This window comes from Clostridioides sp. ES-S-0048-02, assembly GCF_020658495.1.
Classification (GTDB): domain Bacteria; phylum Bacillota; class Clostridia; order Peptostreptococcales; family Peptostreptococcaceae; genus Clostridioides.
This window is the reverse complement of the sequence record NZ_JACVWH010000004.1, coordinates 299,753-323,078: the sequence shown is the minus strand read 5'-3', so window position 1 is coordinate 323,078 and position 23,326 is coordinate 299,753. Positions and strand designations below refer to the sequence as shown.

General features: G+C 28.9%; 22 protein-coding genes and 1 riboswitch. Of the genes, 14 read left to right on the top strand and 8 right to left on the bottom strand.

Annotation, left to right across the window (positions count from 1 at the left end; translation table 11 throughout):
- Positions 1 to 166 precede the first annotated feature (166 nt).
- Positions 167 to 262, bottom strand: a riboswitch (cyclic di-GMP riboswitch).
- A 210-nt stretch (positions 263 to 472) separates the two neighbouring features.
- The 3 genes from IC173_RS08270 to IC173_RS08260 all read left to right on the top strand — a co-directional run bounded on the left by IC173_RS08270 (position 473) and on the right by IC173_RS08260 (position 2,864).
- Positions 473 to 832, top strand: coding sequence for a BlaI/MecI/CopY family transcriptional regulator (locus IC173_RS08270; protein WP_227830801.1), 360 nt, complete (start codon positions 473 to 475; stop codon positions 830 to 832).
- Positions 833 to 893: 61 nt separating this feature from the next.
- Positions 894 to 1,277: a BlaI/MecI/CopY family transcriptional regulator gene (locus IC173_RS08265; RefSeq protein WP_227855397.1), complete on the top strand. Its 384-nt coding sequence runs from the start codon at positions 894 to 896 to the stop codon at positions 1,275 to 1,277.
- Positions 1,278 to 1,652: 375 nt separating this feature from the next.
- Positions 1,653 to 2,864 (top strand): dicarboxylate/amino acid:cation symporter, encoded by a 1,212-nt coding sequence (locus IC173_RS08260; RefSeq protein WP_227432375.1) that lies wholly within the window; start codon positions 1,653 to 1,655, stop codon positions 2,862 to 2,864.
- Positions 2,865 to 2,983: 119 nt separating this feature from the next.
- On the opposite strand, the gene IC173_RS08255 is transcribed toward IC173_RS08260, so the two are convergent.
- Positions 2,984 to 4,060: a pyridoxal phosphate-dependent aminotransferase gene (locus IC173_RS08255; protein WP_227432376.1), complete on the bottom strand. Its 1,077-nt coding sequence runs from the start codon at positions 4,058 to 4,060 to the stop codon at positions 2,984 to 2,986.
- Positions 4,061 to 4,288: 228 nt separating this feature from the next.
- On the opposite strand from IC173_RS08255, the gene hpt reads away from it, so the two are divergent.
- From hpt to IC173_RS08230, 5 genes are all read left to right on the top strand, one after another.
- Positions 4,289 to 4,816, top strand: coding sequence for a hypoxanthine phosphoribosyltransferase (hpt, locus tag IC173_RS08250; protein WP_227432377.1), 528 nt, complete (start codon positions 4,289 to 4,291; stop codon positions 4,814 to 4,816).
- A gap of 88 nt (positions 4,817 to 4,904) precedes the next feature.
- On the top strand, positions 4,905 to 5,837 hold the full coding sequence (locus tag IC173_RS08245; RefSeq protein WP_227432378.1) for a phosphatase PAP2 family protein: 933 nt from the start codon (positions 4,905 to 4,907) through the stop codon (positions 5,835 to 5,837).
- 70 nt (positions 5,838 to 5,907) lie between these two features.
- Positions 5,908 to 7,134 (top strand): NAD(P)/FAD-dependent oxidoreductase, encoded by a 1,227-nt coding sequence (locus tag IC173_RS08240; RefSeq protein ID WP_227432379.1) that lies wholly within the window; start codon positions 5,908 to 5,910, stop codon positions 7,132 to 7,134.
- 83 nt (positions 7,135 to 7,217) lie between these two features.
- Entirely contained in the window at positions 7,218 to 7,439 is a 222-nt protein-coding gene (locus tag IC173_RS08235; protein ID WP_227432380.1) for an alpha/beta-type small acid-soluble spore protein, read from the top strand.
- A gap of 189 nt (positions 7,440 to 7,628) precedes the next feature.
- Complete coding sequence (locus IC173_RS08230; protein WP_003416012.1) at positions 7,629 to 7,799, top strand: hypothetical protein; 171 nt, start codon at positions 7,629 to 7,631, stop codon at positions 7,797 to 7,799.
- Positions 7,800 to 7,896: 97 nt separating this feature from the next.
- Here IC173_RS08230 and IC173_RS08225 read toward each other — a convergent pair whose 3' ends face one another.
- On the bottom strand, positions 7,897 to 8,358 hold the full coding sequence (locus tag IC173_RS08225; RefSeq protein WP_227432381.1) for a hypothetical protein: 462 nt from the start codon (positions 8,356 to 8,358) through the stop codon (positions 7,897 to 7,899).
- Positions 8,359 to 8,549: 191 nt separating this feature from the next.
- Between IC173_RS08225 and IC173_RS08220 the strand changes: the two genes are divergently transcribed.
- From IC173_RS08220 to IC173_RS08195, 6 genes are all read left to right on the top strand, one after another.
- Entirely contained in the window at positions 8,550 to 9,011 is a 462-nt protein-coding gene (locus tag IC173_RS08220) for a hypothetical protein (protein WP_227432382.1), read from the top strand.
- Between the two features lie 42 nt (positions 9,012 to 9,053).
- Positions 9,054 to 10,817 carry a GAF domain-containing SpoIIE family protein phosphatase gene (locus IC173_RS08215; RefSeq protein WP_227855396.1) on the top strand — a complete coding sequence of 588 codons (1,764 nt, stop codon included), beginning with the start codon at positions 9,054 to 9,056 and terminating at the stop codon, positions 10,815 to 10,817.
- Positions 10,818 to 10,824: 7 nt separating this feature from the next.
- Positions 10,825 to 11,433, top strand: a complete 609-nt coding sequence (locus IC173_RS08210; RefSeq protein ID WP_227835290.1) for a flavodoxin family protein — start codon at positions 10,825 to 10,827, stop codon at positions 11,431 to 11,433.
- Between the two features lie 72 nt (positions 11,434 to 11,505).
- Positions 11,506 to 12,075, top strand: coding sequence for a phosphate propanoyltransferase (pduL, locus tag IC173_RS08205; RefSeq protein ID WP_227432385.1), 570 nt, complete (start codon positions 11,506 to 11,508; stop codon positions 12,073 to 12,075).
- 514 nt (positions 12,076 to 12,589) lie between these two features.
- Complete coding sequence (gene nifJ / locus IC173_RS08200) at positions 12,590 to 16,129, top strand: pyruvate:ferredoxin (flavodoxin) oxidoreductase (protein ID WP_227855395.1); 3,540 nt, start codon at positions 12,590 to 12,592, stop codon at positions 16,127 to 16,129.
- A gap of 284 nt (positions 16,130 to 16,413) precedes the next feature.
- Positions 16,414 to 16,770 carry a hypothetical protein gene (locus IC173_RS08195; protein ID WP_227432387.1) on the top strand — a complete coding sequence of 119 codons (357 nt, stop codon included), beginning with the start codon at positions 16,414 to 16,416 and terminating at the stop codon, positions 16,768 to 16,770.
- 239 nt (positions 16,771 to 17,009) lie between these two features.
- On the opposite strand, the gene IC173_RS08190 is transcribed toward IC173_RS08195, so the two are convergent.
- From IC173_RS08190 to IC173_RS08165, 6 genes are all read right to left on the bottom strand, one after another.
- Positions 17,010 to 17,960 (bottom strand): CAP domain-containing protein, encoded by a 951-nt coding sequence (locus IC173_RS08190; protein WP_227432388.1) that lies wholly within the window; start codon positions 17,958 to 17,960, stop codon positions 17,010 to 17,012.
- Positions 17,961 to 18,369: 409 nt separating this feature from the next.
- Positions 18,370 to 19,704: a GntP family permease gene (locus IC173_RS08185; RefSeq protein WP_227432389.1), complete on the bottom strand. Its 1,335-nt coding sequence runs from the start codon at positions 19,702 to 19,704 to the stop codon at positions 18,370 to 18,372.
- A 63-nt stretch (positions 19,705 to 19,767) separates the two neighbouring features.
- Positions 19,768 to 20,544 carry a 3-hydroxybutyrate dehydrogenase gene (locus IC173_RS08180; protein ID WP_227483788.1) on the bottom strand — a complete coding sequence of 259 codons (777 nt, stop codon included), beginning with the start codon at positions 20,542 to 20,544 and terminating at the stop codon, positions 19,768 to 19,770.
- A 97-nt stretch (positions 20,545 to 20,641) separates the two neighbouring features.
- The gene (locus IC173_RS08175) at positions 20,642 to 21,307 is read right to left on the bottom strand and encodes a 3-oxoacid CoA-transferase subunit B (protein WP_227824225.1); all 666 of its coding nucleotides are present in this window, start codon (positions 21,305 to 21,307) and stop codon (positions 20,642 to 20,644) included.
- Complete coding sequence (locus IC173_RS08170; protein ID WP_227483786.1) at positions 21,307 to 21,963, bottom strand: CoA transferase subunit A; 657 nt, start codon at positions 21,961 to 21,963, stop codon at positions 21,307 to 21,309. Before IC173_RS08170 ends, IC173_RS08175 begins: the two co-directional genes overlap by 1 nt.
- Before the next feature lie 8 nt (positions 21,964 to 21,971).
- Positions 21,972 to 23,150, bottom strand: coding sequence for an acetyl-CoA C-acetyltransferase (locus tag IC173_RS08165; protein WP_227855394.1), 1,179 nt, complete (start codon positions 23,148 to 23,150; stop codon positions 21,972 to 21,974).
- Between the last annotated feature and the right edge of the window lie 176 nt (positions 23,151 to 23,326).

The following is a 23,326-nucleotide window of genomic DNA, read 5'->3' as shown; positions in this document are numbered from 1 at the left end:
CTAGAAAACAAAATCTATATAACTGTGTATTTACAAAATTATAATAATCGTATGAACTACCGATATAAGCAGTCAACATATGTGTACACTTATTCATTTTATCTCTAAACATATAAATTATTATCCCACTAAAAAACTTTCATAAAAACAAAAAGAACTATATATTTTTGGTAACTGGATGACATAATTTATAAGAATTTTATGAATCTTAGTCCCTATAGCTTTGCGTCAATAAATTTCTATAGTTTTGCCGATTTAGTTTTATTCTACAATTTAATAATACAATGTAATTAGTTATTATTCAACATATGTGTTTGAAAATTGAATAAATTTGTAGATATGAATAATATTTTTTATATATAAAAACAAACTAAAAAAGTAGAATGTATGGTAAATTTTCCCTGTAGTTTTTGTATAAAAAAGCTCCTATTATTAATTTAAGCTAGATTGAATTTGAGGAAGTGACATAAAAATGGAGCAACAAGAGGTAATAGACAAACTATGTAGAGGGGAATTGATGTTGATGGAATATATGTGGAGGAAAAAGTCTATTCTATCTAAAAAAGAAATAATATTAGCAATGCAGGAGAGGCATAAATGGAGGAAAAGCACTACAGAAATTTTACTTAAAAGATTAGTAAAGATGAAAGTATTAAATAAGAAAAGAGCAGGTTTTAAATCAAATTATAAGGTACTAGTAACTAAAAAAGAATATTTAAGTGCTAGAAAAGAAGAAAGAAATACAAGTAGAGATAATAACTTTTTTATAAGAATATTTACAACAATACATAAAAGAAATAATATGATAGAAGAAAAATTAAAAAATTTATAAAAAATATGCAAAACATAGCAAAAAGATAATTTTATGTTTATATAGAAAGAAGGAAAATATTATGTTGAATAAAAAATTACCAGATGCAGAACTAAAAATCATGAAGTTTATTTGGAACTCAAGTTATAAAACTGTAATATCGAAAGATGTTGCAGATGAGATAGAAAAAATGTATGGCTGGAAACATACAACTACAATTACACTTTTAACTAGACTAACTAAAAAAGGTTTTTTAATATCTCAGCGAATTGGAAAACATGTACACTATACAGTATTAGTTAAAGAAAAAGAATATCTAAAATTGGAAGGTAAAAGAATTTTTGGAGGTTTACATAATAATCCTATCTCAGAACTAATTTCAAAGCTACATGATAAAGAGGAAATAACAGAAGAAAAAATACTAGAAATAGGAGAATGGATAAAAACTTGGCAGGATGAAGATTAATAGATACAAAAAGGTAGCATCTATATAAATAGTTGCTACCTTTTTTATTGCTGTGGATAGTTGTGTTGATAAGTTGTGGAAAACTTATATAAAAATTGTGGATAAAATATTTTACTGACATCTAACTGACAAAAGTTAAAAAAATAAATAGTCTGAACATTAAAAAATATTGAAAAATAGCCATATATAAAAAAATAAAATAAATAAAAGTAACACTTTATAAGTGTTATTCTTTTTATTATTAACAAAAAATGGTTAAAATGTTGACGGAGAGATAAAACTCTATTATCATAAGAAGTGGGGGGATTCAATGATTGACAAAGTATTCAATGTACAAGAATACTTAATCTAAAAAAATTTATGGAGGGAAAAATTATGAGTAAGAAAAAGATAGGTTTAGTGCCTAAACTAATCATCGGTATCATAGTCGGTATTTTAATCGGAAGTTATGCACCAGAAATAATAGTTCAAATATTAGTAACAGTTAGTACTTTATTCTCAGCATTCTTAAAGTTTGTCATACCATTTATAATTATAGGATTTGTAACAGCAGGGATAGCTGATTTAGCAACAGGAGCAGGAAAGTTATTAGGAATAACTACAGGAATAGCATATGGTTCTACTTTAATTGCAGGAGTATTGTCATTTGCAGTATCTATGTTAATATTTCCAAATTTTATTGATGCAAGTGTAGCAAGTCAAATTGGAGACCCAGAAACAGGAATGTTAGCACCAATATTTACAATTCCACTAGAGCCTATGGTAGATGTAACAGCAGCAATAGTGTTTGCATTTGTAATGGGACTTGGAATATCAGCTTTAAGAAATCATGGAAAAGGAGAAGTTCTATTTAATTTCTTCCAAGAATTCCAAGAAATAGTAACGAAAACGTTGTCAACAGTAATTATACCCTTATTACCATTATATATAGCAGGAACTTTTGCAAATATAACTATAGCAGGACAAGTATGGACAATATTAGGAGTATTCTGGAAAGTTTATTTAGTTGTAATACCATTACACTTTGTATACATGGCATGTCAATTCACAGCAGCAGGAGCATTCTCAGGAAAGAATCCAATCAAAATGTTAAAAAATCAAATACCTGGATATTTAACAGCTATAGGTACTCAATCTTCAGCAGCAACTATACCAGTTAACGTTGGTTGTGCAGAAAACAATGGTGTAAGTAAACAAATAAGAGAATTCGTTGTACCTCTTTGTGCAACAATACATCTATCAGGTAGTATGATATCTATAACTGGATTTACAACAGCAGTTTTAATGATGAATGGTATGCCTCATGGAATCAATGTATTATTCCCTTACATTGCAATGTTGGGGATAGCAATGGTTGCAGCACCAGGAGCACCAGGAGGAGCTATAATGAGTGCACTTCCTTTCTTACCAATGGTTGGAATACCATCAGATGGTGGTCTTGCGAGCTTAATGATAGCTTTATACTTAACTCAAGATAGTTTTGGTACAGCATGTAATGTATCAGGAGATAATGCAATAGCAGTAGTTGTCGATAAAATAAATGATGGAATGAGTAAAAAAGGAAATAAAGAAAAGCAAAGTGCTTAATTTCTTAATAAATAAAAATGAGTTATCTCAAAAAGAGATAGCTCATTTTTTTATAATTATAAGTCTTTCGTAATTATATATTTTTGTATTCTTTATGCTAATCTGTATCTAGTATTTTTCTATTTAAAAACTGTTTTAAGAGATGATATTAATAATTTATTTTCATCAGGCTTTAATATACATACTCTAAAAAAGTATTCATCTAAACCTTCAAATGAATAACAATCTCTTATTATTATCTTTTGAGGAATTAGTTTCTCACGAAGAGCTTTAGCAGTAAATTCCTTTGTTTTAATTTTACATAATATAAAATTACCTTGAGTATCATATACATCTAGGCTGTCTATGCTTTTAAGCTCCCCAAGTAAGTAATTTCTTTCAGTATTCATTAAGGAAATAGTACTAGAGATAAAGTTTGAATCTCTAAACATTATTTCTCCCATCTTAGAGGCTATTATGTTGATATTCCATAAATCTAAGTTGTTATTTATTTTATTCTTAGCAGCATTATCAGATATAAGTCCATATCCAAGTCTTATGCCTGGTGTTGAAAAAAATTTTGATGTTCCTCTTATAACAAATAAATTAGAATAATCATCGACTAATTGAGTAGAAGAGTATATATTTGTATCAGTAAACTCTACATAAGTTTCATCAATCATTAAAAATTTATTTGTGTTTTTTAATATTTCTTTTATTTCTATTTTGTTAAATGCAAATCCAGTTGGATTGTTAGGATTGCAGATTACAACTAAATCATAGTCTTTAGAATTAATAGTCTTTATAAGATTTTCTAATTTTATATGAAAATTATCTTCTTCATTAGCAAAATATTTATCTATAGAACAATTAATTTTAGATAGTTCTTTTTCATACTCTGAATAAGCAGGAGAAAGTAAAAGAGCTTGTTTAGGGTTAATTGTATGTATAAAAGATGAAATTAATTCTGTAGCTCCACTACCAAGTACTATATTATCTATAGAACACTTACAGTAGTTAGATATAGAAGTTTTTAAGTCTATGTAATCAGGGTCAGGATACATAGATACTATATCTATATTGTTTACAATGTATTGTTTGGCTAAAACTGATGTACCAAAAGGGTTTATATTAGAACTAAAATCCATAAATTCTTCTTTTGAAAAGCCATACTTACTAGATAAACTATATAAATTAGCTCCATGATTTGTGCTCATAAAAGTGCCTCCAAAAATAAAATTATATAATTAATAAAAATAACTGATTAATATATTTACATATAGATTATAATACAAAGGAATATTTATTCCAAATTTTTAAGAGAAAAAGCAAAAAAGTATGGATAAGCTGTTAATTTAGGTTTAAAAATGATGAAAAAGATTTTAATTGATATTTCAGTATGCTATAATATATAGGTTAATAGATGGAAAGCGGGAGGATTCAAGATGTACAAAGTTACAGGAAAAATGTTGACAGAAGAACAGATAAAAGCAAAAGTTTATGAATTAGGTAAAAAAATAGAAGAAGATTTTAAAGGTGAAGATTTACTAGTAGTAGGTATACTTAAAGGAGCTAGTGTATTTGTTTCAGATTTAATAAGATGTATAGATTTAGATGTAAATATAGATTTTATGAGTGTTACAAGTTATGGAAATTCAACAGAATCTTCTGGTACAGTTAAAATATTAAAAGATTTAGATGTAGATATTGAAGGAAAGAATGTGTTAATTGTAGAGGATATAATAGATTCTGGTTTAACATTAAGTAATCTAGTTGCAGCTTTAAAAACTAGAAATCCAAAATCTCTAAAATTATGCACTCTACTTGATAAGCCTCAAAGAAGAAAAGCTAATATACCTGTAGACTATGTTGGATTTGTTATAGAAGATAAATTCATTGTTGGTTATGGAATAGATTATGCTGAAAAATACAGAAATTTACCTTATATAGGTATAGTTGAGGATGTAGAATAGACTTAAATGTGAATTAAAAGCACTAATCTCTGTAGGAGTTAGTGCTTTTTAATTAAGTATATAAAATTTTAGTAAAGGAGACATCGGTATGGATATTCAATTGAGTATATTATTATTTTTCCAGAGTTTAAGAAATCCAATTTTAAATTTTATATTTCTTGTATTTACAGTAAGTACAGAAGCACCATTATTGATATTAATTACAGCAGTTATATATTGGTGTATAAATAAAAAATGTGGACAAAAAATGTTGTTCGCGATAGTTGGAAATTTTATTGTGAACCTAGGTATTAAAGAATTTGTAAAAGCTCCTAGACCAATAGGTATAAAAGGTCTTGAATCACTGAGAGTTTCTACCGCTGGAGGATACTCTTTTCCAAGTGCACATACTCAAACTGCAACTACATTTTGGGTTAGTATTATGACTATATTTAAAAGAAACTATATACGTTTGTTGGGTGCAGTGATGGTTTTAGGAGTAGGATTATCTCGACTATATTTGGCTGTTCATTGGCCTATAGATGTAATTGCTGGTTGGATACTTGGCATATTTTTTACCATTGTATTTGTAAAAGTATTTGACTATATCGATGATAATAAAAAATATATTTTTCTTGTAGCATTACTCATCCCATTTATATTAATAGCAATATTTCTAAAAAGCCCTGAATATTTTGAAAAATTTGGTATTCTAGTAGGATTTATATTTGGGTATATAGTTGAAGATAAGTTTGTTAAATTTACTACAGAAAATAATAATAAAAAGATTAATTTTAGTAATAAAAATAAAAAGAGCAAAAACATAGTATTTTCGAGAATATGCAGGTTTTTGATTGGAATAGTCACAATAGGAATTTTATATGTTGCTATTAAAGTGTTGATTTCAATATTAATAACGACTTTAAATATAAGTGACTCTAGTATGAGTATAATTTTCATGAATTTTATTAAGTATACATTGGTTGTTTTTTATGGAATAGCAGGAGCTCCTGCATTATTTAAAATTTTGAAATTAAATTAATTTAATTTGTACTATTGTATAGAGACTAATTTAATTTTAAGAAAATTTAAGGGTAGAAAAGAGTGATTATTTGAAGAAAATAGTAGTAATAGGCGGTGGACCAGCAGGGATGATAGCAGCCTCAACTGCATCTGAAAGAGGGTTTGATGTAACTTTAATTGAAAAAAATCATAAGTTAGGCAAGAAGCTTGCAATAACAGGAAAAGGTAGATGCAATATAACTAATGATTGTGATATAGAAGAATTAATAGAAAATGTTCCTACAAATGGTAAATTCTTATATAGTGCTTTTTACACTTTTACAAATGATGATGTAATAAGTATGTTTAATAATCTTGGAGTAAAAACTAAAACAGAAAGAGGAAAAAGAGTTTTTCCAGAAAGCGATAAAGCGTTTGATGTTGTAAAAGCTCTTGAAAAACAAGTAAGAAGCAAAAAAGTAAATATATTATTAAACTCTAAGGTAGAAAAAATAATATCTAAAAATAATAAAATTGAAAAAGTAGTTCTAAGCAATAAAAAAGAAATCAAGTGTGATTCTGTCATAATAGCAACGGGTGGATTAAGTTATCCACTTACTGGTTCTACTGGTGATGGATATAAATTTGCTATTTCGCAGGGTCATACTATTGTAGATACAAAACCATCTTTGATTGGTATGGAAGTTCAAGAAGGTTTTGTAAAAGATTTAGAAAAATTATCATTAAGAAATGTTGAGATAAGTGTGTTTAATAGTAAAAAAAAGAAAGTGTATAATGATTTTGGAGAACTTGAATTTACTAAATTTGGTTTAGATGGACCTATAATAAAGTCTGCAAGCTGTAGGATGAAAGATACAACTAAAGAAAATTATACTATACTGTTGGATTTAAAACCTGCATTAGATGAAGAAAAATTAGATAAAAGAGTTCAAAAAGATTTTCAAAAACATACAAATAAAAAATTTGAAAAAGCATTGGATGACTTGCTTCCTAAAAAACTTATACCTATAATAATAAATTTAAGTGAGATTTCTCCAGATACAGTTGTTCATCAAGTTTCTAGAGAACAAAGAAAAAATTTAGTTCATTTACTAAAAAATTTGAAATTTACAGTAAAAAGATATAGACCTATTGACGAAGCCATAATAACTTCTGGTGGAGTAAAAGTGAATGAGATAAACTCAAGTACAATGGAATCAAAATTGATAGAAGGTTTATTTTTTGCTGGTGAAGTAATAGATATAGATGCGTACACAGGAGGATTTAATTTGCAAATAGCTTTTTCGACTGGATATTTGGCAGGTTTTAATTGCTAAAAATTACCTGAATTAAAAATGTTTAAAATCACATAATATTATCAGCAACACAAAATAAATTAAACAGAAGGAAGGTAATCAACATGGCAAGTAACAATAACAACAACAAAACAGTAGTACCAGGAGCAAAAGAAGCTTTAAACCAAATGAAATTAGAAATAGCTAATGAACTTGGTATGAGTAATTATCAACAAGTTGATAAAGGAAACCTTACTGCAAGAGAAAATGGTTATGTAGGTGGATACATGACTAAAAAATTAGTTGAAATGGCTGAACAACAAATGGCTGGAAAAAACAACAGATAGTTAATAAATAATTATTTATAACTATTAGGCTATTGTTATAGCTAGAGCTATCTCAAATATAGAAAGTAATTTCTAAATTGAGATAGCTTTTTTTTATTAAGTTTTATATGTCGATATTTTTATGTAATAAATTTTAGAAATCTGGATAAAATAGTACAAATGAATATATTACATAAGGAGTGATGTAAAATGAGTAGTGTAAACTTTGAAGATTTAAAAAATAAATTTATTAATAGTGATTTAGATGAAAAAATAAGAATATATACGACAACAGAAGGATTATCAGTAGAACAGTTTAAAGAACTATTAAAATATTATCCAATACAACACTTATCTAAATTAGAAAAAGCTCTTGGATAATATCATATAGAAATAAAAATTAAAAAGGCAATTTGTTTAATATAAAAAAATAGATTTTATATTAAATAAATTGCCTTTTTATAATAAATTTATTTTATTATGCTTTTGATATATAATTATATATTCTCTCATTTCCAAGTTCAATAGACCCAGTATTGATAAGTGTAATAATACCTTCTATATCCTTAGGAGTCAGGTACTTGTATGGAATTGATAGATTATAACCAGTATCATGTAATAAATTTTTCAATTGAATTATTTGAGTGATATTAAAACTTTTTATAGACTTAGTAGATTTTTTTCTTGAATTAGACAAATTTTCATTTTGTATTTTTATTAAAGTTTCAATATAGTCTATATAAGATAACTTAAATTCATATTCACTTATTATTTTTTCATCAAGTATACTATTTATAAAATCTTGAGATAATATATTATCTGCAAATTTATCTGCTGTTAATTTTCCAGATATAATACCTTTTTGGTATTTTCTAAGAATTTTTTTTGTATAGCAGTATATTTTATTTCTTGTTTCTAAATCGAGTTGTTCTATTTGCACAAAAACACTTCCTTTTAATTGTAAGAATATTTATTTTGAAAAGTTTATACTTAGTCTATAAAGTTTTAATAATTTATTTACAATAAATACTAAATTATAAAATATTTGTTATTTTTTATTATTACCAAGTATAAAAAATATTATAATTGTAAAACTTACAAATATATGTAAAATATTTAGGAGTGATGAAAATGTTAAATGGGATAATAAAACTTTTTTATTCTGAAATTGTAAAAACAAAGATTAATAACTTAGATTCAAGTGGATATTCATTAAGGGATGAATGTAAAGAAATCAGAAATATAACTTTAAAGATAGACAGTGTGTTTTTTAAACTTTTAAAGTTAGTTTTTGGTTCAATACTGCTTATTGTAGCATTTAATCTAAATTGGATATTAGGTATAGGAGTATTTTTAGTTGGAGTGGTATACATTCTTTATAAGAGAAATATGGAAGAACAAGTGAAGGAACATATAAACAATGTAAAAAATAATATCGACATCTCTAAGATAACTTTTATGGATGAAAAGGGAAGAACAGGTCTAAATGCATTGATTACATTACTTCTTATAGGAATATTGACAGGATTTAACTTGATATTAGTTCTTAGTTTTGTCGTTGTTTTTGTTTTTACTATAAAGAATGTATGTTAAAATACTAATAAATAGTTTAATATATAGGGGGAGAAATTGAGTATGACTAATGGCAATTATAAAATGAAGAATTTAGTGGAAATATCTGCTATGGTGACTGAATCTACAGATTTTTTTAATATAAAAGATAAAATAATAGAAAAAATGTTAGAGGTTGTTCACCCTACAAAGGCATGTGTAAATCTATTTTATAAAAATGATTCTAAATATGCCTATTTAGTATGTTCACAAACTTTAGAATATGTACCTCAAATTTTTCCAATCAATAGTCTTAAAGGTGCAAAAATTGATTTTGACACATATCCAGAATATATCCATGAAGCTGTAAATGAGAAAAAGATAATATATGTAAAAAATGTATTTGAAGATTCTAGAGCAGAAGGGGAACGAGATTTAGCAAAATCTGAAGGTTACATTGGTAGAATAGTTTTTCCTTTTATCATAAATAATGAAGTAGTTGGATTTATGACTTGCTTTTTGACAGAAGAAGATTTTCTAACAGAACAAGATATAGACTTTATATCTTCTGTTGCATCTCTCTTAAGTTTATCAATAGAAATAACTAATAAAAATAATAATGTACAAATTTTGGTTGATAAATTAAGAGGTTCAATAAGTGCTATAAATGAAGCTACTAAAAAATTATATCTCAATAAAAGTATAGATGGATTTTTAGAAAACTTAAGTAAACAGGCGTGTAACATCACTAATAGTAAAGAAGCTTTGATAATTATAACAGGTCATGATAATAAAGATAAGATATTTAGCTGTTATAATACAGAGCATAAGAAGAAAACAAATTTATATCCTATGTTGGACAAGTTTGTAAATAAAGAATCCTTAGGAGGATATTTAAATAATTTAAAACCATGTTCACAAAAAGGGATAAACTTGGAAAGTTATATATATTACAAACTCCAAGATAAAAATGAGACTATAGGATGCATTGTTTGTGCAAACAGCAAAAACTACACTAGTGATGATTTAAATATTCTTAGTATATTATCTAAACAGGTTTTGGTTGGTATGCAGTTATATGAGCACAATGAAAAAGAAGTAAAGCACAAGGTTCTTGAGAATGAGTTAAATGTATTAAATAAACAGCAACAACTTATTATGGACAAAGGTAAAATGGATTGTAATGATGAAAAAGAACTTTATTTTTATCATAAACCAGCAAGAGTAGTAGGTGGAGATTTTTACTATGCTACAAAGGTAGATTCTGAACACATAGTTTATATTGTTGCTGATGTAATGGGTCATGGAATGGTTTCAAATTATGTTGTTGCAATGATAAAAGGTGCTTTTAAAGTGTTATGTAATCAGTATAAGACACCACAAGAAATAATGACAAATTTAAATAGTATGTTATATGATGAATTTGACAAGATGGGAGTATTTACAACTTGTTTGATTGGACTTATAGATATTAAAGAAAATATGATTACAGTATCTAATGCAGGACACTATAGCCCTGTAGTTGTAAAAAAAGATGGAATAATAGAAACTAACTTAAATTGTAAAAAGGGAATACCTATTGGGGTAATGGAAGATGCAACATATGAAAACAATACTCTTTCAATGGAAGACTATGCAATGGTATGTATGTATACTGATGGAATTTTAGAAATAAAAAATAAATCAAAAGAAGAATATGGTATAGATAGATTAGAAAACTTTTTAAAAGAAAATTTTAGATTAAATCACCAGTTGATAGTAGAAAATTTAAAATTAGATTTAAGAAACTTTTCATCAAAAGATAATTATGATGATGATATTTTAATCGTTATGTTAAAGGATAGGTAGATTGATTATGGATTTAAATAATAAAATAGAACTTGAAAGTCCAGAAATTATAATAATAAATGGAAGTCCGAGAAATAATAGAAACTGTAGTTTTATAGCAAATGAAATAAAACTTAAATTAGAAGAGAGTGGACTTAGTAGTAAAATATTCAATATATATGATATGTATATTGAATATTGTACAGCATGTGGGTTTTGTAATAAGACAGGGTATTGCAAATTTAATGATGATATGAAACCTCTATATAAAATGTTTGATAAATCAAAAGGAACTATAGTAATAAGTCCTGTACATTTTGATTCAATATCAGCTAAAGTAAAAACTGTTGTTGATAGAACTCAAGCTATCTATGCGAGTAAGTATATATTAAATAAGCCTTCAATTGATAGGAATAAAAAGCGTATAGGTATGTACATTGCAGTAGGAGGTAGTAAACCTTATGATTCACAATTTAAAGGTGGGCAAATAGTTATGGACTTTTTCTTTAAGAGTATAAATACTAAACTTTTACACAATATATATTTAAACAATACAGATAATATACCCTACAGAGATAATCAAGAGTTTAAAGACACTCTGTCGAAGAGTCTAAAAGTTTATATTGATTCAATATAATTTGATTTTGTAAGTAATATTATGTATAATTGTATTGCAATAATTTAAAAATAATTAAAGGAGGGAATTTCAATGAAATTACCAATAGCATTATCTAATAAACATGTTCATTTGAGTCAAGCTGATATAGACGTATTATTTGGAGCAGGTCATGAATTAACTAAATTTAAACCATTATCTCAACCAGGACAATTTGCCTGTGAAGAAAAAGTTGATTTAGTCGGTCCAAAGGGGACTCTAAAAGGAGTTAGAGTTTTAGGACCAGCTAGACCTCAAACTCAAGTTGAGATTTCTTTAGCAGATGGATTCCCATTAGGAGTAAAAGCTCCAATAAAAGAATCTGGTGATATAGCTGGAACTCCTGGTGTTAAATTAGTAGGACCAGCTGGAGAAGTTGAAATGAAAGAAGGAGTTATAGTTGCTTCTAGACATATACATATGAGCAATGAAGATGCTGCTAAATTTGGTGTAACTGATAAACAAATAGTAAAAGTTAAAACATCTGGACCAAGAGCATTAGTATTTGAAAATGTATTAGTAAGAGCTAGTGATAGCTTTAATTTAGAAATGCATGTTGACATGGAAGAAGGAAATGCAGCAGGTGTTAAAAATGGAGATTTAGTAGAATTAATAGTTGATTAGTTTTATGTATGAAATTTATGCTAGTGAATATTTTATTTACTAGCATATTTTTTAATGTAATAAATTTCTATATTATAAATTTAATCTAATAGATTAATTTATAATATAAAGGGGTATTATGAAAATTATAATAAAAACTTACAAAAATATGATATAATATGGTAAAATTAGATATATAAAATTTATATATGATAAAGAAGGCTCTTTTACTCCTAATACCAATATATGCAAATAGATAAAAAAGTTTGAAAAATCTAACTTAATTTATTATATATTGTATACAAAATTATGAAAAAAACTTAACATATTTAATTTAAAAAAAAATCTACTTAAATATGTAATTAATTTACAATTTTCAAAGGAATTTTATCCAATCTGTAGTATTATATTAGAAGATAGAGTATTTGCGCGACTATGTGTGTTTATATTTTTGTTGTGTAAATTATATGTAAATATAAAAAAATAGACTTGTTATAAACAAGTACAATTGTAGCTATCAAGGAGGATACATATTATGGCTAAGTTTATGAAAACACTTGATGGGAATACAGCTGCAGCTCACGTTGCCTATGCATTTACAGATGTAGCAGCTATATACCCAATCACACCATCTTCAACTATGGCTGAAGTAGTTGATGAATGGGCGTCACAAGGAAGAAAAAATATATTTGGACAAAAAGTTAATGTTGTTGAAATGCAATCAGAAGCAGGAGCAGCAGGAGCATTCCACGGTTCTTTACAAGGTGGAGCTTTAACTTCTACTTTTACAGCATCTCAAGGTTTATTATTAATGATACCTAACATGTATAAAGTTGCAGGGGAGTTATTACCAGGAGTATTCCATGTAAGTGCTCGTGCTTTAGCATCTCAAGCTTTATCAATATTTGGGGATCATCAAGACGTTATGGCTGCTAGACAAACTGGATGTGTATTATTAGCTTCTGGTTCAGTTCAAGAAGTAGCTGATATAGCGCCTGTTGCACATTTAGCTGCAATAGAAGGTAAATTACCATTTATACATTTCTTTGATGGATTCAGAACTTCACATGAAATCCAAAAAGTGGAATTATTAGAAAATGAAGATTATGCAAGTTTATTAAACTTTGAAGCAGTTCAAGCATTTAGAGATAATGCTTTATCTCCAAATCACCCAGTTACTCGTGGTACTGCTCAAAACCCAGATATATATTTCCAAACTAGAGAAGCTTCTAACAAATACTATCAAAATATAGTAGGTATAGTTGAAAAATACATGGAAAAAATGAGTGATTTAACAGGTAGAAAACATAGTTTATTTGATTACTATGGAGCAGAAGATGCTAAATCTATATTAATTGCTATGGGTTCTGTAACAGAAACAATAGAAGAAACTATAGATTACTTAAATGCTAAGGGAGAAAAATATGGTTTAGTTAAAGTTCATTTATATAGACCATTCTCAATGAAACATTTCTTAGATGCTGTGCCATCTACTGTTGAAAGAATATGTGTACTTGATAGAACTAAAGAGCCAGGTTCAACTGGTGAACCATTATACTTAGATGTACGTGATGTATTCTATGGAAAAGAAAATGCTCCTATGATAATAGGTGGAAGATACGGATTAGGTTCAAAAGACACTACTCCTTCAGATATAAAAACTGTTTTTGATAACTTAGTTTCAGAACAACCTAAGAATGGATTTACAGTAGGTATAGTTGATGATGTAACTAATACTTCTTTAGCTCCATCTGAATCAATTAAAATAGCTTCTAAAGGAACTATAAGATGTAAGTTCTGGGGATTAGGTTCTGACGGTACTGTTGGAGCTAACAAACAAGCTATAAAAATAATCGGTGACCACACTGAAAAATATGCTCAAGCTTACTTTGATTATGACTCTAAAAAATCTGGTGGTATAACTATGTCTCACTTAAGATTTGGTGATACTCCAATAAGAGCTACTTATTTAATAGATGAGGCTGACTATATTGCCTGTCATAAACAATCATATGTTTATCAATATGATTTATTAAAAGGTCTTAAAAAAGGTGGTACATTTGTACTTAACACTATATGGGACCAAGCAGGAATTGAAGAAAACTTACCAGCTCATATGAAACAATATATAGCTAAAAATGATATAAAATTCTATACAGTTAATGCTGTTAAACTAGGACAAGAAATAGGTCTTGGAAATAGAATAAACATGATAATGCAATCTGCATTCTTTAAATTAGCTGAAATAATACCAGAAGAAGATGCTGTTAAATACTTAAAAGATTCTATAGTTAAAGCTTATGGTAAAAAAGGTGAAAAGATAGTTAACATGAACTATGCTGCTGTTGATGCAGGAATAAATGCTTTAGTTAAAGTTGAAGTTCCAGCTTCTTGGGCAAATGCTGTTGATGCAGATAAAGAAGAAGTTAAAGAACCAGAATTTATAAGAAATATATTAAGACCAATGACTGCACAAGAAGGTAATAACTTACCAGTAAGTACATTCAATGGTATAGAAGATGGAACATTCCCTTGTGGTACTTCAGCTTATGAAAAACGTGGTATAGCTGTTGATGTTCCTGAGTGGGTAATGGATAACTGTATCCAATGTAACCAATGTTCTTTTATATGCCCTCATGCATGTATAAGACCAGTTTTAGTTACAGAAGAAGAATTAGCTAATGCTCCAAAAGGATTTGAAGCTAAAAAAGCATTAGGTAAAGGATTAGAAGGATTAAAATATAGAATCCAAGTTAGTCCACTAGATTGTACAGGATGTGGAAACTGTGCTGACATATGTCCAGCTAAAGAAAAAGCTTTAGTTATGAAACCAATAGATACTCAACTTGATAAAGAGTTAGATAACTGGGCATTTGCAGTAAATCCTGAAGAGGTAGCTCCAAAAGTTGATGTTATGCCTGCAAACACTGTTAAAGGAAGTCAATTTAGACAACCATTAATGGAATTCTCAGGAGCATGTGCTGGATGTGGAGAAACTGCATACATCAAGTTAGTTACACAATTATATGGAGATAGAATGATGATATCTAATGCTACTGGATGTTCTTCTATATGGGGAGCTTCTGCACCTTCAACTCCTTATACTTGTAACCATGAAGGCAAAGGTCCATCTTGGGCAAACTCTTTATTTGAAGACAATGCTGAATACGGATTTGGTATGTACACAGCTGTTAAACAAATAAGAGGAAAAATAGTAGATGCTATGACAGAATTAGTTTCTATGGATATCTGTGAAGATGCTAAAGCAGTATTTACAGAATGGTTAGATTCTAGAAATGATGGAGAAGCATCTAAAGTAGCAAGTGCTAAAGTTGTTGAATTATTAGAAAAACCAGCTTGTGATTGCACAGATGAAAAAGCTAAAGAATTAGTAAAAGCTATAAGAGATAGAAAAGATTATCTAGTTAAGAGATCTCAATGGATACTAGGTGGAGACGGTTGGGCATATGACATCGGTTACGGTGGATTAGACCATGTTCTTGCATCTGGCGAAAATGTAAATGTACTTGTATTTGATACAGAAGTATATTCAAATACAGGAGGTCAAGCTTCTAAAGCTACTCCAGCTGCTGCTATGGCTAAATTTGCTGCAGCAGGTAAACAATCTAGAAAGAAAGACCTAGGTATGATGGCTATGACTTACGGAAACGTATATGTAGCTCAAGTTGCTATGGGTGCTGATAAAAACCAATTTATCAAAGCTGTTCTAGAAGCTGAAAAACATGATGGACCATCTTTAATAATAGCTTACGCTCCATGTATAAACCATGGATTAAAAGAAGGTATGGGAAGAACTGTAGCTAACGAAGCACAAGCTGTTGCTTGCGGATACTGGCATTTATACAGATTCAATCCAGAAGTAAAAGCTGAAGGTAAAAACCCATTCACTTTAGATTCTAAGGAACCAACTGCAAGCTTCAGAGATTTCATACTTGCACAAGTAAGATACTCTGCTATAGCTAAACAATTCCCAGAAGAAGCTGATGGATTATTTGCAAAAGCTGAAGCTGATGCTAAAGAAAGATACGAAGGATATAAAAAATTAGCTGAATAATAATTAAAATATTATAATGCTTATTTAAGATATGATTTGATAATAATTAGGGATACTATTAAAAAATAGTATCCCTTTTTTATTTATATCAAACTGTGAGAATTAAGATTTTGTTTCGGTATATTGTCTATGTTTTTTAGGAGTATTTTAGGAAGAAACATACCTGTTTTGTTGCGATAAATAATATAATTGTTTCCAAATTCATTTATCATGTCTTTTTCTTCTTTTTTTGCTAATCTATAATATACAATTACTAGTATAGACCACATAATTTTTCAAAACTGATGTTATTATTTCAAAGTTATATAACATCAACAGTTGAATCTTCAATTGATGAATATCTTCATCAACAATTTAATGCTTCAATCCATGAAAAATCTCTTGCAGAAATACTTACTTCACTTTCTACTATTGTTGCAGAACTATTTCAACAAGGAGTGGAAGAAGGCATATTTAAATGTGAATATACTTTAGAAGTATCAGAGATAATTTTATCTGTTTTTACTTTTTTACTTGACCCAGGTATTTTTTATTGGAATAAAGAGGAGAAAAAACGCAAATTAGAAGCATTAAGTTTGATTTTAGAAAGAAGTCTAATGGCACCAAAAGGAAGGTTTAATTTTTTTATAAGGGATTTTTAAATTATTTAATTATTAAATAATATTTATAATATAGGAATTTATATTTTATATTCAAATATAAGTATTCATTTTTGTGATTTAGCTTTGAATCTATCATTTTAAAAGAATCTATATTTAGTATAAAAAATATATTAAAGATAAAACACTATATAATAGTATAGATACAAAAGAGTATCCCATTTAAGATTTTTAAAAATCATCTTGAGATACTCTTTTTGTATATATAGAAAAAGAGTATTTTATCCTACAAAGATTTGTGTCCAGTAAATTGAACCACCACTTTTTTGTGCTACTCCAACACCTATTTTACTGTAATTTGGATTTAATATATTTTTTCTATGACCTTCAGAATTCATCCAAGCATTTACAACTTCTTTTGGTGTTTTTTGTCCCATTGCTATATTTTCACCAGCTGTTTTATAGCTTATCCCAAACTTTTTCAACATGTCAAATGGAGAACCATAAGTTGGAGAATTATGTGCAAAGTAGTTGTTGTCAATCATATCTTGAGATTTTTTTGTAGCGACATTTGATACATCAGCATCAAGAGTAAGTGGATTTAATCCAGCTTTAGATCTCTCTACATTTACTAAATCAACAACTTCTTTTTGGTAAGCTGAAAAATTTCCAGTTGTAGAGCCTGAATTGTTATTATCTTCAGGTTTATTAGATTCTGAGTTATTATTATCTTCAGGCTTATTATTAGAGTCTGAATTGTTGTTGTCCTCAGGTTTATTAGATTCTGAGTTATTATTGTCTTCAGGCTTATTATTAGAGTCTGAATTGTTGTTGTCCTCAGGTTTATTACTATCTTCAGGCTTATTAGTAGAACCTGAATTGTCATTATCTTCAGGCTTAGTAGAGTCTGAGTTATTATTATCCTCAGGTTTATTAGTAGAACCTGAGTTATTGTTGCCATTAGGCTTGTTAGTAATATTACAATTCTTGTCATTGTGATTTTTATCTTTACAAGAATTATCTTTGTCAGGTTTAAGTTCTGGTTTTACAGAACAATTTGGTTTTGCTGAAAACTTAAATTTAGCATTAGTATATACTAAATTTTTATTACTTATATTCATATTATTTTCAAGTGACGAAGCACTTGCAGTAACAGCACTGGAAGCTGTTGCTAAGGTTAACACTCCTAAAGCTAGTATAGTTTTTAATTTTGTTGGTATATTTTTTCTCATTATAAACACCTCTCAATCTAAAAATTCTAAAAATGTTACTAAATTGTAACCTTTAGTGTAGGGGGTACCCGTGCATTTATACTAACATAGAATCAAGTGTTTTTTTACTGTAAAAATATGTAAATAAAATATAACTGGAATAAATAGGTATATTTTATGATGTTTGATAATTTTCATCATTAATCTGCATAGTATGGCATAACTGCTTTAGAAGAAATAGTGTTTTTATAATAATTCTATGATGTAAAATTCTGGTTGTGGTAAATTTTTTTTATAGTTAGTGATATTTATTTAATATATACTTTGAAAATCAGTAAAAAAAGTATCTTTAATTAGATTCTTGAAAATAGAAAAGCCATCTATAATAAATAGATGACTTTTTATATAATAAATTGTAGTTTGATTTAGTTTAATACATTAGTAATCCTAATGTAATTACAATGATTTCTGCTATTAATGAACCAACTGCAACCACAATAAAAGTTTCTTTAAAACCAGTTTTATGTGTTAATTTAGATAAACTCAAGAATGTAAGAAACACACCACTTTGAGGTACTATTGTTAATATATTTGAAGCAATTGTAGCAACACGATGGATTAACTCTGGGTTCATACCAGTACTTAGATAATAATCTGCAAAGTTCGGCATTACTATTCCCAAAGCCCCAGAAGAGGAGCCTGTTATTGCTGACATTGTTGAAGTTAAAACAGTAAGACTTATAAGTGGACTACCTGGTATTGACATGATAAGTTTACTGAATATATCAAAGCCTGGTGCAGCCATTATTACAGCTCCAAATGCAACAGCAGAAGATGTTGCAAAAATAGGTCCTATAGAACCACTAGCACCAATACTCAATGTTTGTATTTTTGATGATAAAAATTTACGGAATAGAAAAGCAGATAAAACAATTGCAACTATTAAAGCTATGTAAATTACATTTTTTTTCATAAACTCTGAACCAAAAGTACTTCCAGATATTGCTATGACTACAAGTGACAATAGAGGAAAAATACTTGCAAAAAATCCTGGTAACTCTCTATCTAAAGATTCTTCTTCTACATCTGAAGTGTAAGTTGCATAAGTTTCTCCTTTCCTAAGACTCTTGTTTAAAGTATATTTCATGTATACCAGACCAAATACAGCACAACCTATACTTCCTGCAATACTTGGTATAGCTGCTGCAGTAAGAGATGTGTTTAAGTACTGAATAGGAATAACATTTTGAATAGCTGGTGTACCAGGAATCATAGTCATAGTAATTGTTGCAATTCCAAGCCAAAGAGGTATCTGAATAAGATTCCAAGAAATATCAAGTTTTTTAAATAGAGTTCTTGCAAGTGGAATAACTGCAAACATAACTACAAATAAACTTATTCCACCATATGTTAATATAAAACTTACTATAAATATAGCCACTAAAACTCTATAAGGGTGATTAGAACCAAATTTATTTAGAATAAAATCAGCTATAGATACAGTAGCTCCACTTTCCTCCATAAACTTGGCAAGTATAGAACCTAACAAGAATATTGCAAAGTAACTCATTATATAGTTTCCAAGTGCTCCCATATAATTATTTTTGTCAGCACCCAGCATTGATGTCACAACATCCATTTTATTTAAGAGAACAACTATCAAAGTTGCTATTGGAGCAGCTATAGTTATATGAATTTCTTTAACTGAAAAATATATAATAGCTATAATACCAATAATTATACCAATTGGTGCGATAATACTCATAAATATCCCTCCTTAGTAGAAGGACCTGAAGAATAAATTCCTCAAGTCCTAAATATGTAATAACTATTGTGCAGTATATCCTCCATCTAGTAGGCAAGCTTGTCCTGTAATTCCTTTAGCCTTATCACTAGCTAAGAACATTGCATAATCAGCAATTTCTTGAACATCTAGTAGACGTTTTTGAGGTACAAGTGGATATAGAACTTCTTCTAATACATTTTCTAGTGGTACATTACGAGTTTTTGACAGGTCATTAAATTGACCTCTAACAAGTGGAGTATCTACATATCCAGGGCATATAGCATTAACTGTTATACCTGAGTCAGCAGCTTCAAGTGCAGCAACTTTTGTTAGCCCTATAAGTCCATGTTTAGCTGAATTATAAGCAGCTTTACCAGCAAATCCAATTACACCATTGATTGAAGCCATGTTTATTATACGACCAAATCCTTGTTTTTTCATTATAGGGAATACTTTTTTAGTAGCTATAAAAGGTGCTGTTAACATTATTTTTATCATAAATTCAAATTTATCAGTTGGGAAATCTTCTATCATAGCAACATGCTGAAGACCAGCATTATTTATTAGTATGTCTAATCTTCCATATTTTTCTATAGTCTTATCTATTGCATGGTTAATTTCTTCTTCTTTAGTTACATCACACTTTACATTTGCACAATCATAACCTTCTTTTTGTAATTCTGATGTAACTTTATCTAGCGCTTCTTGATTTATATCAGAGAATACTACCTTAGAACCATTCTTCAAAAATGATTCAGCTATTTGTTTACCTATTCCACTTGCAGCTCCTGTTACGAATACAACTTTGTCTTTAACCATTTTTATTTCCTCCAATTTAATTTTATTTTTATATTAATTTTTTGTATTAATATTTTGCATCTTTTAAATTTATTTTCTGATGTAATTTTGATTAATTTTAAATAATCGATGCCTCTTTATTTAATGAATCTGATAATATTAAAGGTGCTTCAGTAGCAGAAAGAACTTCATCTAATGTGAAGATAGGATTTATTTCTATAAGTAGAAGTCCATCTGTAGTTACTTCTATAACTCCCATCTCAGTTACAATTAAATCTACAGCATTGGTTGCAGTAAGTGGGAGAGTACAGTTATTTAATATTTTTGCTGAACCTTTTGAAGTGTGTTCCATTGCTACAATGACTTTTTTTGCTCCAGTTACTAAATCCATAGCTCCACCCATCCCAGGAACCATTTTACCTGGAATCATATAATTTGCTATGTTACCATATTTGTCAACTTGGAGAGCTCCAAGAACAGTTATATCTACATGACCTCCTCTAATTATTCCAAAAGAAGTGGCACTATCGAAAAAACAACCTCCAGGAAGAATAGTAACTGGCTGACCACCAGCATTTACAATAGTTTCATCACTTGAATTTCCACTTTCAGCTGGTCCTAGACCTAGAAATCCATTTTCAGATTGTAAAATAACGTTTACCTCATCTGGAATATAATTGGCTACTTTGGTTGGTAAGCCTATACCAAGGTTTACAACAGCTCCATCCTTTAATTCCTTAGAGACTCTGTTTGCAATATATTCTTGTATTTCTAATTTATCCATTATAAATTACCTCCTTCAACGATGTAATTCACAAAAATACCTGGTGTAGTAACTTCATTTGGGTCGATATCACCTATTTCAACAATTTCGCCTGCTTCGACTATTGTAATATTAGCAGCTGAAGCCATTAAATTATTAAAGTTATTCATAGAACCTTTGTAAACTAAGTTACCTGCTTTATCTACCTTTGAAGCAAATAAAAGAGCAACATCAGCATGGATTGGTTTTTCAAGAAGATATTCTTTGCCATCGACAACAATCTTTTGCTTTCCTTCTTCTATAAGAGTACCAATACCAGTTGGTGTTAGTATTCCACCTAAGCCATAACCAGCTGCACGAATTTGTTCAGCAAGAGTTCCTTGAGGAACTAATTCGACACATGTTTCATTATCATTCATCTGTCTTCCTGTTTCTTTGTTTAATCCTATGTGAGAGGCAATTATCTTTTTGAACTGCTTATTAACAACCATCTTTCCAACACCCTTGTCAATAAAACCAGTATCATTACAAACTAATGTTAAATCTTTTATACCTTTATCACATAAATAATCAATTAAATTTTCTGGGGAACCATTGGCCATGAATCCACCAACCATTACTGTATCTCCATCTTTGATGTGAGATAGAGCCTCATCAATGCTAACTATTTTATTCATATTTCCTCCTATCGTGAAACTATCATCGCTATTCCTTGACCACCACCAATACAAAGTGTTGCAAGGCCAGTTTCTACTTTACGTTTTTGCATTTCATAAATAAGGGTTACAAGTACTCTAGCTCCACTTGCTCCTATTGGATGTCCTAGTGCTATTGCACCACCATTTACATTTAGTTTAGACGAATCTATTTGAAGTTCATTTTTAACTGCAAGTGCTTGTGCTGCAAATGCTTCATTCGCCTCTATCAAGTCTATATCGTTAATATTAAGACCTACTTTTTCTAGTGCTTTTTTAGTTGCAGGAATTGGACCAGTTCCCATTATTTCAGGTTCTACACCAGATGATGCATATGATTTTATTGTAGCAAGCGGCTTAAGCCCAAGTTCATCTGCTTTTTGTTGACTCATTAGTATCATCATTGCTGCACCATCATTAATTCCTGATGCATTTCCAGCTGTTACAGTACCATCTTTTTTAAAGGCAGGTTTAAGCTTGGATAGTATTTCAGATGTCATGCTTAATTTAGGATATTCGTCTGTATCAATAGTTTTAATTTCTCTATGATTTATCGCAGCTTCTACTGGAACAATTTCGTCTTTAAAACGATTGTTTTTTATAGCTTCTTCAGCTTTATTTTGGCTTTCTAGTGCTATTTTATCTTGCATTTCCCTTGTAATTCCAAATTTATCAGCAACATTTTCGGCAGTAATTCCCATATGATATTGATTGAAAGCATCTATAAGACCATCTGTTAGCATACTATCTACCATAGTAACATTGCCCATTTTACTACCAAAACGAGCAGTAGGAATAATGTAAGGTGATTGACTCATATTTTCAGTACCACCTGCAATTACTACATCATTTTCACCAGCTATAATTGATTGAGCTGCTAGTTGAATACTTTTAAGTCCTGAACCACATAATTTATTTACTGTGTAACTTGGTACAGAACTCGGTATACCTGAGTTTATGGCAATTTGCCTAGCAACGTTTTGTCCAAGACCTGCTTGTAGAACATTTCCAATTATCACTTCATCTATCTCAGATAAATCAAGTTTTATACGTGATATAGCTTCCTTAGCAGCTACAACTCCAAGTTGAACAGCAGAAGTATTTTTAAATACGCCACCAAAGTTTCCTATAGGTGTTCTTACTGCTGATACAATTACTACATCTTTCATATTTAATAGTTCCTCCTTGAATGATTATTTGAAATTTTCTGAATAAAAAACTTTGAAGAACACTATAATAAATTACTTATAATACAAGCTTGTTTTTAAGTAGTTTAATTATTTTTATTCCTAATGCATTAGGTTTTCCTCTTTCTAACTATAGATTACGGCTAAAAATGTGTTTT

Excerpts from the sequence above, each read along its gene's own strand:
- pduL (WP_227432385.1), top strand. The coding sequence starts at position 11,506 with ATGAAATTACCAATAGCATTATCTAATAAACATGTTCATTTGAGTCAA.
- IC173_RS08215 (WP_227855396.1), top strand. The coding sequence starts at position 9,054 with ATGACTAATGGCAATTATAAAATGAAGAATTTAGTGGAAATATCTGCT.
- IC173_RS08270 (WP_227830801.1), top strand. The coding sequence starts at position 473 with ATGGAGCAACAAGAGGTAATAGACAAACTATGTAGAGGGGAATTGATG.
- IC173_RS08170 (WP_227483786.1), bottom strand. The coding sequence starts at position 21,963 with ATGAATAAAATAGTTAGCATTGATGAGGCTCTATCTCACATCAAAGAT.
- hpt (WP_227432377.1), top strand. The coding sequence starts at position 4,289 with ATGTACAAAGTTACAGGAAAAATGTTGACAGAAGAACAGATAAAAGCA.
- nifJ (WP_227855395.1), top strand. The coding sequence starts at position 12,590 with ATGGCTAAGTTTATGAAAACACTTGATGGGAATACAGCTGCAGCTCAC.
- IC173_RS08195 (WP_227432387.1), top strand. The coding sequence starts at position 16,414 with ATGTTATTATTTCAAAGTTATATAACATCAACAGTTGAATCTTCAATT.
- IC173_RS08255 (WP_227432376.1), bottom strand. The coding sequence starts at position 4,060 with ATGAGCACAAATCATGGAGCTAATTTATATAGTTTATCTAGTAAGTAT.
- IC173_RS08230 (WP_003416012.1), top strand. The coding sequence starts at position 7,629 with ATGAGTAGTGTAAACTTTGAAGATTTAAAAAATAAATTTATTAATAGT.
- IC173_RS08190 (WP_227432388.1), bottom strand. The coding sequence starts at position 17,960 with ATGAGAAAAAATATACCAACAAAATTAAAAACTATACTAGCTTTAGGA.
- IC173_RS08260 (WP_227432375.1), top strand. The coding sequence starts at position 1,653 with ATGAGTAAGAAAAAGATAGGTTTAGTGCCTAAACTAATCATCGGTATC.
- IC173_RS08210 (WP_227835290.1), top strand. The coding sequence starts at position 10,825 with ATGGATTTAAATAATAAAATAGAACTTGAAAGTCCAGAAATTATAATA.
- IC173_RS08220 (WP_227432382.1), top strand. The coding sequence starts at position 8,550 with ATGTTAAATGGGATAATAAAACTTTTTTATTCTGAAATTGTAAAAACA.
- IC173_RS08180 (WP_227483788.1), bottom strand. The coding sequence starts at position 20,544 with ATGGTTAAAGACAAAGTTGTATTCGTAACAGGAGCTGCAAGTGGAATA.
- IC173_RS08165 (WP_227855394.1), bottom strand. The coding sequence starts at position 23,150 with ATGAAAGATGTAGTAATTGTATCAGCAGTAAGAACACCTATAGGAAAC.
- IC173_RS08235 (WP_227432380.1), top strand. The coding sequence starts at position 7,218 with ATGGCAAGTAACAATAACAACAACAAAACAGTAGTACCAGGAGCAAAA.
- IC173_RS08175 (WP_227824225.1), bottom strand. The coding sequence starts at position 21,307 with ATGGATAAATTAGAAATACAAGAATATATTGCAAACAGAGTCTCTAAG.
- IC173_RS08245 (WP_227432378.1), top strand. The coding sequence starts at position 4,905 with ATGGATATTCAATTGAGTATATTATTATTTTTCCAGAGTTTAAGAAAT.
- IC173_RS08265 (WP_227855397.1), top strand. The coding sequence starts at position 894 with ATGTTGAATAAAAAATTACCAGATGCAGAACTAAAAATCATGAAGTTT.
- IC173_RS08185 (WP_227432389.1), bottom strand. The coding sequence starts at position 19,704 with ATGAGTATTATCGCACCAATTGGTATAATTATTGGTATTATAGCTATT.